At 57.1% G+C, this 15,769-nt stretch carries 16 protein-coding genes and 1 pseudogene; 11 read left to right on the top strand and 6 right to left on the bottom strand.

The genetic code is table 11. The features are described 5' to 3' along the window. Positions 1–6: 6 nt before the first annotated feature. The 5 genes from ACQKP2_RS07295 to pcaC all read left to right on the top strand — a co-directional run bounded on the left by ACQKP2_RS07295 (position 7) and on the right by pcaC (position 4,646). A complete protein-coding gene (locus tag ACQKP2_RS07295; protein ID WP_427575572.1) occupies positions 7–834 on the top strand; it encodes an alpha/beta fold hydrolase in 828 nt (275 codons plus the stop codon). A 179-nt stretch (positions 835–1,013) separates the two neighbouring features. Next, the gene (locus ACQKP2_RS07290) at positions 1,014–2,198 is read left to right on the top strand and encodes a quaternary amine ABC transporter ATP-binding protein (RefSeq protein ID WP_427575571.1); all 1,185 of its coding nucleotides are present in this window, start codon (positions 1,014–1,016) and stop codon (positions 2,196–2,198) included. After that, positions 2,191–3,105 (top strand): ABC transporter permease, encoded by a 915-nt coding sequence (locus ACQKP2_RS07285; RefSeq protein WP_427575569.1) that lies wholly within the window; start codon positions 2,191–2,193, stop codon positions 3,103–3,105. Before ACQKP2_RS07290 ends, ACQKP2_RS07285 begins: the two co-directional genes overlap by 8 nt. A gap of 88 nt (positions 3,106–3,193) precedes the next feature. Then, entirely contained in the window at positions 3,194–4,207 is a 1,014-nt protein-coding gene (gene proX / locus ACQKP2_RS07280) for a glycine betaine/L-proline ABC transporter substrate-binding protein ProX (RefSeq protein WP_427575567.1), read from the top strand. A 64-nt stretch (positions 4,208–4,271) separates the two neighbouring features. Then, on the top strand, positions 4,272–4,646 hold the full coding sequence (gene pcaC, locus ACQKP2_RS07275) for a 4-carboxymuconolactone decarboxylase (RefSeq protein ID WP_427575565.1): 375 nt from the start codon (positions 4,272–4,274) through the stop codon (positions 4,644–4,646). 458 nt (positions 4,647–5,104) lie between these two features. Here pcaC and ACQKP2_RS07270 read toward each other — a convergent pair whose 3' ends face one another. Both ACQKP2_RS07270 and ACQKP2_RS07265 read right to left on the bottom strand, forming a co-directional pair. Next, entirely contained in the window at positions 5,105–5,911 is an 807-nt protein-coding gene (locus tag ACQKP2_RS07270; protein ID WP_427575564.1) for an alpha/beta fold hydrolase, read from the bottom strand. Positions 5,912–6,002: 91 nt separating this feature from the next. Beyond that, the gene (locus ACQKP2_RS07265; protein ID WP_427575562.1) at positions 6,003–6,902 is read right to left on the bottom strand and encodes a LysR substrate-binding domain-containing protein; all 900 of its coding nucleotides are present in this window, start codon (positions 6,900–6,902) and stop codon (positions 6,003–6,005) included. Between the two features lie 107 nt (positions 6,903–7,009). Between ACQKP2_RS07265 and ACQKP2_RS07260 the strand changes: the two genes are divergently transcribed. From ACQKP2_RS07260 to ACQKP2_RS07245, 4 genes are read left to right on the top strand one after another with little or no spacing between them, the layout of a single operon-like run. Beyond that, positions 7,010–7,672 carry an RraA family protein gene (locus tag ACQKP2_RS07260; RefSeq protein WP_427575561.1) on the top strand — a complete coding sequence of 221 codons (663 nt, stop codon included), beginning with the start codon at positions 7,010–7,012 and terminating at the stop codon, positions 7,670–7,672. A gap of 1 nt (position 7,673) precedes the next feature. Then, on the top strand, positions 7,674–8,339 hold the full coding sequence (locus ACQKP2_RS07255; protein ID WP_427575559.1) for an RraA family protein: 666 nt from the start codon (positions 7,674–7,676) through the stop codon (positions 8,337–8,339). Then, positions 8,336–8,965 (top strand): RraA family protein, encoded by a 630-nt coding sequence (locus tag ACQKP2_RS07250; protein WP_427575558.1) that lies wholly within the window; start codon positions 8,336–8,338, stop codon positions 8,963–8,965. Before ACQKP2_RS07255 ends, ACQKP2_RS07250 begins: the two co-directional genes overlap by 4 nt. Then, positions 8,962–10,170 carry a pyridoxal phosphate-dependent aminotransferase gene (locus ACQKP2_RS07245; RefSeq protein ID WP_427575556.1) on the top strand — a complete coding sequence of 403 codons (1,209 nt, stop codon included), beginning with the start codon at positions 8,962–8,964 and terminating at the stop codon, positions 10,168–10,170. The genes ACQKP2_RS07250 and ACQKP2_RS07245 overlap by 4 nt, the downstream gene beginning before the upstream one ends. A gap of 259 nt (positions 10,171–10,429) precedes the next feature. Here ACQKP2_RS07245 and ACQKP2_RS07240 read toward each other — a convergent pair whose 3' ends face one another. Further along, positions 10,430–11,854, bottom strand: a complete 1,425-nt coding sequence (locus ACQKP2_RS07240; protein WP_427575555.1) for an amidase — start codon at positions 11,852–11,854, stop codon at positions 10,430–10,432. A gap of 2 nt (positions 11,855–11,856) precedes the next feature. Then, positions 11,857–12,447, bottom strand: coding sequence for a transcriptional regulator BetI (betI, locus tag ACQKP2_RS07235; protein WP_427575553.1), 591 nt, complete (start codon positions 12,445–12,447; stop codon positions 11,857–11,859). 91 nt (positions 12,448–12,538) lie between these two features. Between betI and choX the strand changes: the two genes are divergently transcribed. Together choX and ACQKP2_RS07225 are read left to right on the top strand one after the other, a co-directional pair. Further along, positions 12,539–13,480, top strand: a complete 942-nt coding sequence (gene choX / locus ACQKP2_RS07230; protein ID WP_427575551.1) for a choline ABC transporter substrate-binding protein — start codon at positions 12,539–12,541, stop codon at positions 13,478–13,480. Between the two features lie 279 nt (positions 13,481–13,759). After that, positions 13,760–13,946: pseudogene (locus ACQKP2_RS07225) on the top strand (hypothetical protein); the annotation flags it as partial. 61 nt (positions 13,947–14,007) lie between these two features. Here the strand turns inward: ACQKP2_RS07225 and ACQKP2_RS07220 are convergent. Further along, positions 14,008–14,763 carry an SDR family NAD(P)-dependent oxidoreductase gene (locus tag ACQKP2_RS07220; protein ID WP_427575549.1) on the bottom strand — a complete coding sequence of 252 codons (756 nt, stop codon included), beginning with the start codon at positions 14,761–14,763 and terminating at the stop codon, positions 14,008–14,010. A 301-nt stretch (positions 14,764–15,064) separates the two neighbouring features. Then, a complete protein-coding gene (locus tag ACQKP2_RS07215) occupies positions 15,065–15,769 on the bottom strand; it encodes a GntR family transcriptional regulator (protein WP_427575548.1) in 705 nt (234 codons plus the stop codon).

The raw sequence follows: 15,769 nt of genomic DNA, 5'->3' as shown, positions 1-15,769 counted from the left end.
TCGACCATGCTGACACCCGCCACTGACCCGTCGACCGTGACCCAGGGCACCCTGAGCACGGGCGGCATTGAACTAAACTACAAGTTGCAGGGGCATGGCCCGCGCGCGCTGGTGTGCATTCACGGCGTTGGCTCCTATCTGGAAGCCTGGGACGCGGTGGCTGGCCAGCTCACTGAGGACTTTCGCATCCTCACCTTCGACCTGCGCGGACACGGACGCTCTTCACGCCCCCATGGGCGTTATGAGATCGACGACTTCGTCGGTGACACGCTCGCGCTGGCTGCACACGTGGGTTTCGAAACCTTCGATCTGGCCGGATTTTCCCTGGGCGGCTTGATCGCCCAGCGCCTGGCGCTGTCGCATCCTAAACGCCTGCGCCACTTGGCGTTGCTGGCCACAGTTTCCGGTCGCACCCGGGAGGAACGAGCCAGGGTGATGGAGCGTCTTGCGGCCTTGCAGGTCGGGGAGCGCGGTTCACACCATGATGCCTCGTTGTCACGTTGGTTGTCGGAAGACTTCCAGGCCAGGAACCCGCAACTGATTGCTTACCTGCGCCAACGCGATGCCGAGAATGACCCGCAGTGTTATGCAGCAGCCTATCGGGTTCTGGCCGAGACCGACTTCGGTGGGTTCATCGACCAGATCAAACTCCCAACCCTGATCGTCACCGGCGAGCAGGACCAGGGTTCCAATCCACGGATGGCGCATTTCATGCACGAGTGCATCCCCGGCTCGCGCCTGGAGATTCTCCCGCAGATGCGCCACTCGATTCTGATCGAGGCATCGCGGCAGGTCGCTGACCTGTTGCACGATTTCTTCACGGACGATCAGTAGTGGAGCATTGACAAAATGATCATCGAAAAACGCATCCTTCGAATAAAAAGCGGTTCGATATCCACCCACCTCGTTAGCACCCACCGCGGGTCTGCTGAGGTCCGCTTTGCATCAGCAACTGCCTTCTCCCCGCGGGTCTTCTACGTGGGCCATACGAACATGAACGAGGAGACGCAGCCATGAAAGACCGTCTGGTCATCGAAAATCTGTACAAGGTTTTCTGCAACAAACCAGGCCCTGCCTTGAAGATGCTGCGCGAAGGCAGCGGTCGTGCCGAGGTGTTGGAAGCCTTGAGCCAGGTGGTAGGGGTGGACAATGTGTCATTGCGTGTTCCCGCCGGTTCGATCTACATGATCATGGGCCTGTCCGGTTCGGGGAAATCGACTTTGGCGCGCTGCATCAACCGTCTCAATGAGCCCAGCGCCGGGCGAATTCTGCTCGACGGCGAGGATCTTTGTGCCCTAGATGAGGACGGTCTGCGTGAGGTGCGGCGTTCGCGCATCTCCATGGTTTTTCAGCACTTTGGTCTGCTACCCAACCGTCGGGTCATCGAGAACGTCGAGTTTGGTTTGAAAATGCGCGGTACAGCGCCGGCCGAACGTCGCCAGCGTGCCGAAGAGGTGCTGTCCGTGGTGGGCCTCAGTAAATGGGCATATCACATGCCCCATGAGCTTAGCGGCGGGATGCGCCAGCGCGTTGGTCTGGCCCGCGCCCTGGCCACTGATGCCGATGTGTTGATCATGGATGAGGCCTTCAGCGCCCTCGACCCGCTGATCCGCACAGAGATGCAGGACGAACTGCTGCGTCTGCAACGCAAGCTGAACAAGACGATCCTGTTCATCACCCATGACTTTCAGGAAGCACTCAAGCTCGGCACTCGCATCGCCATCATGTCCGAAGGCAAAGTGGTACGTGAGGGTACTCCACAGTCCATCGTCATGGATCCGGGCAGTGACTACGTCGCCGGATTCACGCGAGAGGTCGACCGCGGCCGAGTGTTCGATGCAGGCTCGGTGATGACGGCGCTGGCACCGATATGGAAAGGACAGGGTGGCACCCTGCTGGGTGTCGGCACTGGTGTCCAAGGGCCGGGGTTCCTGGTTGATGGCGAACAGCGAGTGCTTGGCACCCTGACAGGTCAGCAGGTCGCACTCACCTGCAGCGGTCAGCAGGCACCGGAGCCGAACACCCGCTTTACCTGCGTACCCCGCACGGCGCGTCTGGTGGATGTGGCACCGCAGTGCATCGGTGGCAATCCGGTCGGGGTGACCGACGATTACGGTCGCTTGATTGGATTCCTGGACGCGGGGCATATCCTCGCCCGCATTGGCGTCGCTCAGGGCGCGGAGGTGCAACATGCTTGAAGCCAACGATTTGTCGGTATTCCCCATCGCGCAATGGATACAGGATGGCGTGCAGTGGCTGGCGCAGAACTTTCGTCCGTTTTTCTCAAGTCTGAAGTGGCCGATCGAACATCTGCTGAGCTTCGTTGATGGCGTGTTCCATGCCGCGCCGTTCCCGGTGATGGTGCTGTTTACCTTCCTGCTCTTCTGGTGTTTGGCCAATCTGCGAGTGGCGCTGTTCAGCGTGGCGGCCTACGTGGCGATCGCGATACTGGGGGTGTGGTCGGAGGCGATGACCACGCTGTCGTTGATCACAACGGCCATCGTATTCTGCGCCCTGATCGGTATCCCCATCGGCATCTGGTGCGCCCGCAGCCCGGTGGCATGGGCGGTGGTGCGGCCGCTGCTGGACGTTATGCAAACCACGCCGACCTTCGTGTACTTGGTGCCGGTGGTCATGCTGTTCGGTGTTGGCAATGTGCCCGGTGAGGTAGCGGTGGCCACGGCAGCGATGCCGCCATTGATTCGCTTCACCCAACTGGGCATCTGCATGGTCGATGCGGAGATCGTCGAAGCCGGCCAGGCATTCGGTGCCAACAAGTGGCAGTTGCTTTGGGAAGTCCAACTCCCTCTGGCAATGCCAACCATCCTGGGCGGGCTTAACCAGACCGTGCTGACGGCCATGGTGATGTCGGTGGTGATCTCGATGATCGGCGCTGAAGGCCTGGGGCTGGTGGTGTTGCAGGGCATTGGCCGTTTGGATGTCGGCGGTGCGGCGGTCGGGGGTATTGCGATCGTACTGCTGGCGATCATGCTCGATCGCTTCTCTCAGGCGCTGGGCTCTCCGCGGTCGCGCAAAGGCGTGTCCTTCAATGGAGTGCTCAAACGTTGCCTGCGCGGTGAACGCATGATCTCACAGGGGAGGTGAGCCAGACCTACGACGCCAACCATTTACTACTTGCCATCACGTGTGTGTCAAAACCCGATCACGAGCACTTAGAAGAAGGTAGATAATAATGAAAATATTCCAAAAAACGCTCACCTGTGCAGCCGTACTCTTCGCTCTAACTGGCGCCGCCCATGCCGAATCGCTTCCCGGTGACGGCAAGACCATCCGCTACGCTCAGGACAGCAGTCTGGGCGGTAATTACGTGGTGGCTCAGATCGTCTCTGATGCATTCAAAGCGCTTGGCTACAAAGTGCGCCTGGTCACACTCGACAACACCCTGTTTTTTCCCGCCGTTGCCCAGAGTGACATGGACATCGGTACCGATATCACCCTGCCGCAGCGCGAACCCGGCTTCAAAGCCGTGGCCAAGGACGCCGAACTGGTCGGCAATGGCATGATCATCGGTGGCGGGATCAACGGTTACCTGATCGACAAGAAGACCGCTCTGGCCAACGGGATCACCACCCTGGAGCAGATGAAGGATCCTAAGGTCGCGGCACTGTTCGGAGAGAACAACAAGGCCGAGCTGACCAGCTGTGATCCGGCCTGGAGCTGCGGCAAAGTCATCGACTATCAAATGAAGGAATTCGGACTCACCGGGACAGTCAGGCAGATACGAGGCAAGTACGAGGCACTGATGGCCGATGTGGTCAGTAAGGTCAAAGGTGGCAAGCCGGTGTTCTTTTACGCTTGGAGCCCTTCGTGGGTGACCAACGCTCTGGTGCCCGGAAGTGATGTTCTCTGGCTCCCTACACCCAAGGATGCCTTGCCGCCGGATATTCCCAATGATGGATCGGCACTGGTCAAGGACGTCGAGGGTTGCGCAGGCGATGCCAATCCCTGCCGTATGGCCATGGGTTCGTGGAACTACCACACCGTGGCGAACAAGAAGTTCCTGGCCGACAACCCGGCAATCAAAAGCCTGATGACGCAAGTCCATTTCCCTACCGCTGTCTGGTCGAGTTGGGAAGCAGCGATCGGGAAAGAGGGAGGTTCGCCTGCTGTTATCCGCAAGCTGGCTGATCAGTGGATCAAGTCCAACCAATCGCAATTCGACCAGTGGGTCGCCGCCGCCAAATGAGTTAGCGCCGGGCCGCATCCCACGGCCCGGTCTGCCACACACCTAATTGAAACCGAGGTTTTTCATGAATCAGGAATTGTTTGAGCGTGGGCTCAAGACTCGTCGCGAAGTGCTGGGTGACGCCTATGTCGATGCTGCCTTGGCTAACGCCGATGAATTCGGTATGCCGATGCAGGAGCTGGTATCACAGTATTGCTGGGGCGATGTATGGAATCGTCCGGGCCTGGACCGCCGCACCCGGAGCTTGCTCAATTTGGCGTTGATGACCGCGCTGAATCGGCCTCATGAGCTCAAATTGCATATTCGTGGCGCGCTCAATAATGGCGTGAGCAAGGAAGAGATTCGGGAAGTATTTCTGCAGGCGGCGATATACGCAGGTGTGCCGGCAGCAGTGGACAGTTTCCGTTGTGCTCGGGAGGTGTTTCAGCAATCTACTTGATGTCCTCGCCGTTGACTGTCAATGGGCGTCCTTTGATTCGCGATCATAATCGCGACTTGTGAATTTGACCGTCCATCGCGGATCGCCACCATTACCGTCGCGAGTGTAAAGCCACGGGCTCCAGAAGGTCTTGGACCCCGTGGCAAGTGGACAGTGGATGTGCCGCATTAATGTCTTCTGACTTTGCGGATACGCAGCAAGATCACCGTCCCAATCGCAAGGGGCGTCATGGCCAGCATGGCGACCTGCGGAGACACCGAGACACCCAGCAATCACCCTCTGAATAGCCCAGTTTAAGCAGATTGATTAAGTAGTAAGTGATGCCAATGATCGACAAGCTTTCCCGAGAGAAAGCCATTGATGGCTTCGAGTATGACGCAACCTCATTATTTTTATGACTGGGTTATGCGAGCGCACACGACCAGCAGCCGTGTACTTGGATTGATTTGAGGGCTGGATCAGGCCTGGTCTTGCAACGCCTTGATGTGCTGCCACATCAGCGCGGGGTTGGAGTACATCGGGAAATGGCCACAGTTCGGGATGCAAGCCAGTTGCACCCCTTGGGCAGCAATATCTTTCAGATACGGCAGGTGGGAGTTGGTCTCGCCATACATGTACTGGCGAGGGAATGGCAGTTCCAGGAACTTGGCCATCAGGCCACCGTTATCGGACAGCTCAACCATGGACTCGAAGATCCCGCGCACTGCCTTGGTACGCACCTTGTAGGCAAGGCTGGCCGCGTAGAGCGCACTGGCAGGATCTGGTGCCAGTCGGGTTCGCTCGATGAAGTCGCGGAAGAAGCGTGCGTCGTCGCGCTGGTGATCGTGGATCTGGCGGCTAAGGAAGCAATCTTCCGGTGCGATATTGCCCTCGATGTCGACGAAGCTCAGCACGCGTTCGGGGTTAGCGTGAGCGAACATCAAAGCGGTCAGTCCACCCATGGAGTGACCTACCAGGTGGAATTGCTTGATTCCGAAATGAGCAAGCACGGTCTGGGCAGTCTTCACCAACAAAGGGATGTTGATGCGAGATAGATCGCCAAACTCGGTTTCTCCGCAACCTGGCGCATCGTAGGCAATGAATGGGTGGCCTTCGAATGCCGGCTGCAGAGTGATGTCGGCGTAATCTTCTTTGGTGGAGCCGAAACCGTGCAGAAACAGAATCGGTGCTTTTGGACCGGATCGGTTGATCACCGCCAGATCAAGTTGCACGCCGTCAATGTTGAACCGCAGTTTCTCGTGAGTGAAGCGAGGAGTGTATGGCACGGTGGGGCCTCCTTATTCAGATTCCCCCCAATGTCGAGTTCGCTCAATAATTTGTAAAATACGAAGCCGCGAAGCCTGTCATATGCCCAGCCTATGATCCGTAAATCTGCTTGGCCTGATCGATCAATGCATCCACCAACGGATTGTTGTGGCCGCCATGCCATGCCATGGCGGCTGTGACTATCTTGATCTCCGGCTGTAGCGGTCGCACAAGCACGTTTTCTGGGGCGAGCTTGTCCATGGATGCTGGTACCAAGGCTATTCCCTGACCACAGCTGACGAATGCGACCTGAGACGATACAGAGCGGACCTGATGCACGATACGCGGCGCAAACCCGCTGGCTTTGCATAGCCCCACCAAATAGTCGAAATACACCGGACTGACATCGCGTGAAGCCATCACCAGGGTTTCATCGGCAAGCCCTTTGAGTTCGATGGCCTCACAGGCGGCCAGGGGGTGGTCATTGGGCATCGCGACTGCCAGACGATCCTCCGACAAAGACATCGACTGGAGGTACCGTCCCAGATTGCCCTCCAGACGTGCGAAAGCGATATCGATATCCCCGGCCTCCAGCGCCGGAATCGCTTCTGCGCTGTCAATTTCCCGCACGGACACCGTGATCAACGGATGGTCTTGCTTGAAGCGCTCGATCAATGGCGGCAGCACATCGATCATCGCCGAGGTTATCGCGCCAATCGTCAATACCCCCGCGTGGCCGGCAACGGCTTCATGTACCGCCAATTCGAGTCGTTCAAGCTGATCGGCAAACTTGCGCACCGCCGGCAGGATCGCAGCTCCGGCCGACGTGAGTTGCGCGCCACGGCGCGAGCGGGTGAACAGTTGAACGCGCAACGACTGTTCAAGCGCCTGGATCTGCTCGGTCAAGGGCGGCTGCGACATACCCAGCCGTTTGGCGGCGCGGCTGAAATTCTGGTCTTCGGCGACTGCCAGAAACAGCCAGAGATGGCGTATCAAGCGGAAATTGATCACGATGCATTTCCATAGGTTTTTGGTATGACAGGCTTAGCTTCTTAGTAATATACGTATCAAAGCGTCTTGCTGATACTCAAGCTTCATTTACAAGAGGTCAGCAACCGATGAGCTTGAAAGCCCCGCTTGATCGCCTGGCTGCGCTGGATACGAACACGATTTCCGACGCACTGGATTTCCTCAACCTGCCTGGTGCCACCAACGGCCTGATGCCGTTGTGGAACTGCCCAAAAATCGTCGGTCGTGCCAGCACAGTACAGCTTGGCCCGAAGCAAGATGTTGCTCCCACCGTTCACTTGATTACCCCAGTGGTAGAGCAAATCACCACTGATGATCGAGTGCTGGTGATCGCCGGAGGCGTGGACGGTATTTCCAGCTGGGGCGATATCCTTGCCAACGCAGCCCAGTGCAAGGGCATTCGTGGCTCGATCATCGACGGTTTCAGCCGCGATATCCGCGGCAGCGCTGACATTGGCTACCCGGTCTTTGGTCGCGGCGTGACCATGATCAGCGCCCGCAACCGGCTCATTCAAATCGACGCCGCCGTCAACGTGCGCATGGCAGGCGTGGATGTTGAGGAAGGCGATTATGTGATGGCCGACGAGTGCGGCACCGTCTTCGTGTCGGCCAAGGCCATCGACCAAGTCTTGGACCTTGCCGAACGCATCGACCGTCGCCAAGCCGGAATGGTTGACGCTGTCCGCGCAGGACGTTCGGTGGAAGAAGTGATGCACGACACCCAATTCGAAGCCATCAAGGTGGAGCACTGATATGAGTCTCTCCGATAAAGACCTCGTCGCCTTGTTCGAAGGTTTGGATACCCCTGGCGTTTCTGACGCGTTGGACAAACTGGGACTGCCAGGCCAGGCCTTCGGTATCGCGCCACTCGCCAATTACAGTCAGGTCGTGGTCGGCCTTGCCTTCACAGTGCAGTACGTGAGCGCGAGCACCCCGCCAGGCACGGTCGGCGATTTCATCGATGACGTGGCACCGGGCGATATCGTGGTGATTGCCAACGAAGGCCGTATTGACTGCACAGTCTGGGGCGACATCATGACCCAGTATGCGCTGGCTCGCGAGATTGCCGGCACGGTCATCGACGGCGTCTGCCGCGACGTGAACAAGGCGCTCGGTGAAGGCTATCCGCTGTTCAGCAAAGGCCGTTTCATGCGTACCGGCAAGGATCGGGTGGAAGTGGTCTCAGTTAACCAGCCAGTGTCCGTTGGTAGTGCTCGAGTATGTGCACGCGACATCGTTGTGGCCGATGCCAATGGCGTAGTCATCGTGCCCCGCGCACGTGCCAAGGAAGTCGCTGAAACCGCGCGCCGTATCGAACACGTCGAAGCCCAGATTCGCGATCAGATCGCCACTGGCAAGAGCCTCAAAGAAGCTCGCGCCGCCCTCGGTTACCATTCCCTGCAGAGCAAACCACAATGAGCCTTCCACGCGATTATCAGAAAATTTCCAAAGTCCTGGGCAGCTCTACCTTGTATGAGGCCTCTGGCCTTCCGTGCGCTGTGGACCGTCAAATCCGCCCCGTCTGGAAAGGAGCTTTTATCGCTGCGCCGGCCTATCCGGTGCAATGCTCGGCAGGTGATAACCTGGGCCTGCATCTGGCCGTAGCCAACGCGCCACGCGGCAGCGTGCTGGTATGCGATACCGCTGATTTCGTGGCGGGTTATTGGGGAGAGGTGCTGACCGTTGCCGCGGAAGCGGCCGGCATCGTCGGCCTGGTTATCAATGGTGGAGTGCGCGACATTAAGGCCCTCGAAGCTCATAGCTTCCCGGTGTTCGCACGTGGTATCTCGGTCAAAGGCACGGTCAAGGCGACCGCACCTTCGGTGGGCAAGCCATTTGATTTCAGCGGCGCGGTGGTCAGCGCTGGGGACCTGGTCGTTGCGGATGAAGATGGCGTCATCATCATTCCCGGCGCTGCTGTCGAGCGCACCTTGCAGGAAGGGCAAAAGCGCGCGGACAAGGAAGCGGTGTTCATAAGCAAGCTGCGCGAAGGGCGTACCACAATGGATCTGATGGGTCTCGCTTATCCGGAGGAGCACGCGTGAGTCTGGAAACCCTGAACCGTCGTCTGGAGGCTGCCAAGCCTTCGGCTACCTACAAGATCATCGACCGTGTGGCTGCACGGCGCGCCGAAGGCGCCAAGATCATTTCGTTGTGCGCCGGTGAGCCAGACTTCGATACGCCTGAACACATCCGTGCAGCTGCAATCAGCGCAATCGAAAACGGCCACACCCGCTACACTCAAGTCGCGGGCCTTCGCGCCTTGCGCGAGGCGATTGCTCGCAAGTACCAGCGTGAAAATGGACTGAATGTAAGCTGGCAGGACACCCTGGTATGCAGCGGCGGAAAGCAGGTCATTTTCAATGCCCTGACTGCGACCCTTAACGAAGGTGACGAAGTCATCATTCCGGCTCCGTACTGGGTCAGCTACCCAGAGATGGTGCAACTTTGCGGGGGCGGATCGCGGATCGTCGCCGGTGGTGCGGAGTCGGGCTTCAAGCTGACGCCACAGGCGCTGGCTGAAGCAATCGGGCCGAACACCCGCTGGTTGATACTCAACTCGCCGTCCAACCCAACCGGTGCGGTGTATGAGCGCGACGAACTCAAGGCTTTGGCCGAGGTGCTGCTGGCCCATCCGCAGGTGCTGATTCTTGCGGACGACATCTATGAGCACCTGATTTTCGATGGCCGCGATTTTCTTACACTCGCTCAGGTCGAGCCGCGTCTGGCTGTGCGGACCCTGACCATGAACGGTGTGTCCAAGGCCTACGCCATGACGGGCTGGCGGATCGGTTTCGCGACCGGCCCGAGCTGGCTGCTCGAAGCGATGGAGAAACTACAAGGTCAGCAGACCTCGGGCGCATGTTCAATTTCCCAGCATGCCGCTATCGCTGCCTTGGACGGCCCCAAGGACTTTATCGCTCACAGCCGAGAGGTGTTCCAGCGTCGCCGGGACTTCATGGTGGAATTGCTGAACAAAGCACCGGGCATCAGTTGCGAAACACCAGGTGGCGCGTTCTACACTTTCGCAGACTGTGCCGGCCTGATCGGTAAGTGCTCGGCAGGCGGGCGCGATCTGGTCGATGACGAAGCGGTAGCGCTGGCTTTGCTGGAAGAAGCCAATGTGGCTGTGGTGCAAGGGAGCGCGTTTGGTCTGCCTGGGTACCTGCGAATTGCCTACGCGCTGGATGATGAATCACTGCGTGGCGCGTGCGAGGCGATTCAGAGCTTCTGCGAAAGTGCTCAATAATCCCTCCTGATTTTTCCTGAAGTATCCCGTGCTGTTGTGGGATTCTTGGGGGCGTCTCCAGCCGCTTCAAACGCCCTCATGCTTAACCACAGATGCGGCTGGCTCTTAATGCCGGAATCCGATGAGTGATTCGGCCGGACGCTTAGGAATCTTCTGCTTTTTAAGTATTTGACTGGCTGCTTTTGGCCGACCTCGGCCGGTGACGATGGACGACAATCGGCCAATAGCTGCCCTTCGCGAAGGACAGCTATGCGTTAGATCAAACTTTTGAAAACAGGCTCGTTGCTAGTGAGCTTTTTTCAATTTCATTTGCAAGTCTGAGAACAGTCTCCTCATCACCAAACTTGCCAACAATTTGCAGCCCAATTGGAAGGCCATTCTCCATGATCCCTATGGGAATGCTGATGGCCGGCTGGCCGGTCAAGTTGAAAACTTCGGTGAAGGGAGAAAACGCGTAAGCATTTTTATACCACTCGTCCAGATGCCTTTCCCCTGTGGTGACAAAACCACCAATCAACGGTGGAGCAAGCGCCACTGTTGGTGTGATGAGGACATCGATGTCGGTGAAGCTATCGGCCATGTCGTGGCCTATTTTGTTCTGGGTGGCACGTGCATGGTGTACATCCAGTGCCGTTCTTCGACGCGAGCATTTGTAAAACTCATAGGTTATCCATTCGACATCTTTATCAGAGATTGGATAGCCGCGCGTTTGCGCTTGGTGTGTCATTAACGCCTCAATTTCCATTTGCCAGAATAGTGCGGCAGCTGCACCGGCCTTGGTCATGTCTGGCCATCTGAACGGGCGTAACCCATGACCGTCTTTACTTAAGAAATCAACGGCATTCAAAATGGCTTTGTGAATTGCAATATCGATACTCGAACCATCTGGACGGTAGCAAGCGAAAGCAATTTTTAGTCGTGGTGATTTTGTCTTCAGAGATTCCAGCCATGAGGCAGGTGCGGGAGGGGCAGCATAGGGTGCACCAGGTTCATAGCCAGACAGGACATCCAGCAGCAATGCGCTATCGCGGACAGTCCTGGTCAGTACATGCTCGGAATCAAGGCCTCCAACAAACTCACCGACATGAGGACCTACAGGGTTGCGTCCCCTGCTTGGTTTCAGTCCAACCACACCACAAACGGCAGCCGGAACCCTGATCGACCCACCACAGTCGGTGCCATGCGCAACAGGCACCATGCCTGCGCCCACGGCACAGGCGGATCCTCCGCTTGACCCGCCAGATGCGTAACGCGGATTCCTGGGGTTGCGACAAGGCCCTTGCCATTCGGGCTCTGTTACAAAGTCTCCTGCAAACTCGGGTGTTTTGGTTTTCCCGAGAATGATTGCCCCGGCCTTGCGCAATCGACTTACAAACTCACTGTCGACCTGAGCGGGGGCGGCATCTTCGTACAATCGCGAACCGTGCCTGGTGGCAAAGCCCTTTACATCGATATTGGTGTCCTTTATCAGGATCGGTACACCTGCGAGTGGTCCAGCCTTCGGATCTAACGCGGCTCGTTGCGCCCCTTCGATATCGATCGCTACGACTGCACCCAAGGTAGGGTCCTGGGTTTCAATTTCTCTGGCTGCGAGGTTAACCAGTTCCAACGGAGAGACTTTTCCGGACTGCAACCATTGAGCGAGGCCCACGGCATCAAGACTTTTATACTCTTCAGGTGTCATTTCTACGCCTCCAGATCATAACCAAGCAGGTTGTTGAGGAACTCGTAAGCCAGACGGCGCGAATCATCGATTGCGTCCGGGTTGCAATCGACCGCAGCCCTCAACCACAAGCCGTCAATGAAGATCGCGATCATCTGTGCCTTGGAGTGGGCTGTTGCCTTGTCCATGGTTTTTGACAAGGCATGGAAAAGTAAGGAGTGACTCCTGCGTGCAACGATGTTCTGTACCCGTTGTAATTTGGGGGATTGCGGTACTTGAGCCCAGAAAGCGAGCCAGGCCGCGACATTGTCTCGCGTCAGGTTCAAGGCACTGACGTTCCCGTCCACAAACGCGAGAACACGCTCAGCGGGTGTTCCAGACATTCGCAGGCGAGCAAAAATCTCGGCATTGATGCGTTTGTTCAGCTCTCTCAAGGTGGCTTCAAGCAAAGCATTCTTGTCCGAAAAATAATGGTGGACGATGCCGTTGGCCAACCCCGCACGGGCGCTTACCTGAGCCATGCTCGTTCCCGCCATGCCTTGCTCACCAATGAGGATGAGCGTCGCCTCGACGAGCTGTTTTCTTCTGATTTCCTGCATTCCAACCTTTGGCATAGGGTTCCCTTTTTATTTTAATTGGACACTCAATGAAAAAAAAGTTATCACTAGGTTCTCCTAAAAACAAGAGATCGCAAGGGGATCCGGTATGAAAAGCAGTGCTATCGGTTGTGCCGTGCTGTTGATGACATTCCAGGGAATTGCCGGCGCCGCGGAGCCGGCGGCGTGTCACGCGCCTCAATTCGCAGAGGTGGGATGGACCGACATCACGTTGACGACGTCCTTGACCACCGCCGTATTGGAAGGACTGGGCTACACCCCAAAAGTCATCACGCTATCGACGGGAATCGCCTACAAGGCGATGGAAGGCAAGAGCATCGACGTGTTTCTCGGAACATGGGACCCTGCGTTGATCGAGGCGGCTCAGCCTTACTACGACAACAAGTCGATTCAGACCGTGCGAGTGAACCTCACCGGTGCCAAATTCACCTTGGCGGTTCCGCGATACGTCTATGAGCAAGGGGTCAAAAGCTATGCAGACCTGGACACTTACAAGGCAAAGTTTGGCGGGAAAATCTATGGCGTGGAACCGGGCGGCAACAAGCCGATCCAGAACCTCATTGCCGATAACGCGTACAACCTGGGTAGCTGGAGCCTGGTTGAGTCCAGTGAGAAGGGCATGCTGACCCAGGTCGGCAGGCAAATCAGAAAGAACGATTGGATCGTGTTTCTGGGGTGGGCACCGCACCCCATGAACAAGAATATCGAACTGGAATATTTGTCAGGCGGCGACAAATACTACGGAGCAAATTACGGCGCATCGTCGGTGCGCACCGACGTGCGTACGGGATACCTGGACGAATGCCCTAACGTGGGCCAGCTTCTGAAGAATCTGGAGTTTTCCATCGATGCCGAAAACACCATGATGGACTACGTGATCAATGGTGGCCTTGACCCACGCTCTGCGGTAAAAAAATGGCTGGGTGATCATCCCGAATGGCTTGATAGAACGTTGCTTGATGTTCAAACAGTGGACGGTCAACCTGGGCTCGCGGCGGTAAAGTCTTATATGGATGCAACGTCCAGATAGACGACACTTCTCAGTAAATTGAAATTTCCTAGGTTCTATAGGTCGGAGCATCCTTACCAGAGCAGCGCCTAGACTCAATACGCTAGGCGCGAGCTGTGTGTCGATCCGGCTACCGCCGAACCGCAATGTCCAATAATTAATTCCTTTCGAGGTTTCAAATACTTTCGACAGTCCGCTCTTGGCCGCGCTCTGCCGAATGCCCTTTTCCTTTGATTAATTCAATGAGCTCTATGCCTTGAATTTACCCTGGGTGTCGGCACTGATCGAAAACTTACCTTGATGTTCAATTGGTGGATGCGTTTTGAGCAGCACTATGGCCCTTGAACCTTCCACCAACTGGTACACCTGGACAACTTACTGGACCGTCATTATGTCGGTTCGACGATACTGGTGGATTACAACTTGCGAGACTGCACTAGGACGGTCGTGGTATGCCGGGGCGGGGCATGAATACCAGTTGAAGTAGCAGATGCCTTGGAGTCGAGCGACGCATCAGCGGCACTCGACTCCAAGGGCGCCGTACGGCATCAGGCGACCGCCTGCGCTCCGGTGATCTCCACCAGCGAGCCGCACATGAATGCAGCCTCTTCCGAAGCCAGAAACGCGACCAACGCCGCCACTTCCTCGGGCTTACCGATTCGTCCGAACGGTACCATTCGGTCCAGATCCGCGATGGTCCGACCCGAGCGTTTCACCCCAGCCTCCAGCATCGGCGTATGGATCTCCCCCGGGCAAACCCCGTTCACCCGGACTTTATGCGGCGCATAGTCCCGAGCCAGGTTCTGGGTGAAGGACGCCACTGCAGCCTTGGTGACGTTGTAAGCAATGTGCCCGGGTGCCGGGTACAGTCCCCATTGCGAAGCTGTGTTCACGATGGCGCCGCCGCCAGCGTCGATCATGATCGGCAACACCGCACGGCACAGGTGGAACATCGAGTCCAGGTTCACCGTAAAGCTGGCATTCCAGTCGTCTTCACTCAGCGCGAGTAGATTACCGCGACGGTTGATACCGGCGTTGTTCACTAGGATATCGATGGATCCCAACTGAGTGATCGTCTGCTGCACAAGTTCACGGCAGGCTTCGCCTTGCGCGATATCTGCCGCGATCGCCAGCGCTTTTCCCCCCTCGCTGCAGATCGTGTCGACGACGGCTTGAGCGGCTTCCAGATTGACGTCACTCACCACGACTGTCGCACCTTCGCGTGCCAGTCTTAGGGCTATTGCCGAGCCGATACCGCCGGCGGCGCCGGTTACGATCGCCACTTTGTTCTCGAATCTGTCCATCGTCGACTCCCGTGATTGTTATGTTAGAAGGGTGGAACCAGCTTGTTTGCGTGTTGTGTGCAGCTCTGCATGCAAACTATCCGGCGGCCAACAAGCTGTCAATAGGCGCGTTTTTGAGGGGTTGGGCGCCAACGGAATATCCGCGTGTAGAGACTGGGAGGGGAGGAGAGTAGGCAGAAGTGCATGAAGTCTACGGTGACTTCATCTGGCGGAGAGGGGGGCGATAACGACCACTGCGCGGTTGACCGAACTCCAGCAAGCGCTGTGAATATCGGTCCGCGCGAAGTGTAAAAGAGGCGGCCTAAGCCACTGACATGCGTGCCGTCAGGTTCTGCTGCATGTAGTCGAGGAAACGGCGCTGGAACAGCATGGTGTGTTCGTGTGCAGCGGCTTCCGCGGCATCCGCATCTCGTGCGGCGATGGCCTCGATAATTTCGTCGTGGTCCCGCCCCAGTCGATTGGCACTGGCGGTGCTGACGATGTGATCGAAGTGCAGGTGCAGTAAGCGTTGCCCTTCGCCGAGAAGGCGCTCGTAGTAGTTGATGAAGTAAGGGTTGCGCCCGGCGTGGGCAATGGCCATATGAAAGGCTTTGTTCAGTTCAGACATCGCCTGGAAGTCACCGCTGGTAACGGCTTTAAGATACGCCTCATCTGCTTTGCGGATCGCTTCCAGATCTTCCGCGCGATGCTGAAGGGCTGCCAAGCGAGTCACTGCCCGCTGTATCAGGTCAAGCGCGGAAATGTAGTTCGGAAACTCTTCGATCTCAAATGGTGTCACCAGCGTGGTGCGGTTCGGCAGAATGACCACCAAGCCTTCCGTGATCAAACGTGCCAAAGCATCACGGACGGGGGATCGAGATAACCCGAACTGTGCGGCCAGTGATACCTCATCGAGTTGTTCCCCAGGCTTTAGCTTGAGGGTGAGAATCTGCTTGCGCAGTTCTTCGTAGATATAGCGCCCACTATGGCGACGAGGGCCGCTTTCACTGTCGTTATCTTTTGCCAT

This window comes from Pseudomonas sp. NPDC089569, from assembly GCF_050280625.1.
In the GTDB taxonomy this organism is placed as follows: Bacteria; Pseudomonadota; Gammaproteobacteria; order Pseudomonadales; family Pseudomonadaceae; genus Aquipseudomonas.
This window is presented reverse-complemented; position numbering and strand designations above follow the sequence as displayed.

Bases quoted from the DNA above. Each gene is read 5' to 3' on its own strand.
- ACQKP2_RS07295 (WP_427575572.1), top strand. From the start codon at position 7: ATGCTGACACCCGCCACTGACCCGTCGACCGTGACCCAGGGCACCCTG.
- ACQKP2_RS07290 (WP_427575571.1), top strand. From the start codon at position 1,014: ATGAAAGACCGTCTGGTCATCGAAAATCTGTACAAGGTTTTCTGCAAC.
- ACQKP2_RS07285 (WP_427575569.1), top strand. From the start codon at position 2,191: ATGCTTGAAGCCAACGATTTGTCGGTATTCCCCATCGCGCAATGGATA.
- proX (WP_427575567.1), top strand. From the start codon at position 3,194: ATGAAAATATTCCAAAAAACGCTCACCTGTGCAGCCGTACTCTTCGCT.
- pcaC (WP_427575565.1), top strand. From the start codon at position 4,272: ATGAATCAGGAATTGTTTGAGCGTGGGCTCAAGACTCGTCGCGAAGTG.
- ACQKP2_RS07260 (WP_427575561.1), top strand. From the start codon at position 7,010: ATGAGCTTGAAAGCCCCGCTTGATCGCCTGGCTGCGCTGGATACGAAC.
- ACQKP2_RS07255 (WP_427575559.1), top strand. From the start codon at position 7,674: ATGAGTCTCTCCGATAAAGACCTCGTCGCCTTGTTCGAAGGTTTGGAT.
- ACQKP2_RS07250 (WP_427575558.1), top strand. From the start codon at position 8,336: ATGAGCCTTCCACGCGATTATCAGAAAATTTCCAAAGTCCTGGGCAGC.
- ACQKP2_RS07240 (WP_427575555.1), bottom strand. From the start codon at position 11,854: ATGACACCTGAAGAGTATAAAAGTCTTGATGCCGTGGGCCTCGCTCAA.
- betI (WP_427575553.1), bottom strand. From the start codon at position 12,447: ATGCCAAAGGTTGGAATGCAGGAAATCAGAAGAAAACAGCTCGTCGAG.
- choX (WP_427575551.1), top strand. From the start codon at position 12,539: ATGAAAAGCAGTGCTATCGGTTGTGCCGTGCTGTTGATGACATTCCAG.
- ACQKP2_RS07220 (WP_427575549.1), bottom strand. From the start codon at position 14,763: ATGGACAGATTCGAGAACAAAGTGGCGATCGTAACCGGCGCCGCCGGC.
- ACQKP2_RS07215 (WP_427575548.1), bottom strand. From the start codon at position 15,769: ATGGCAAAAGATAACGACAGTGAAAGCGGCCCTCGTCGCCATAGTGGG.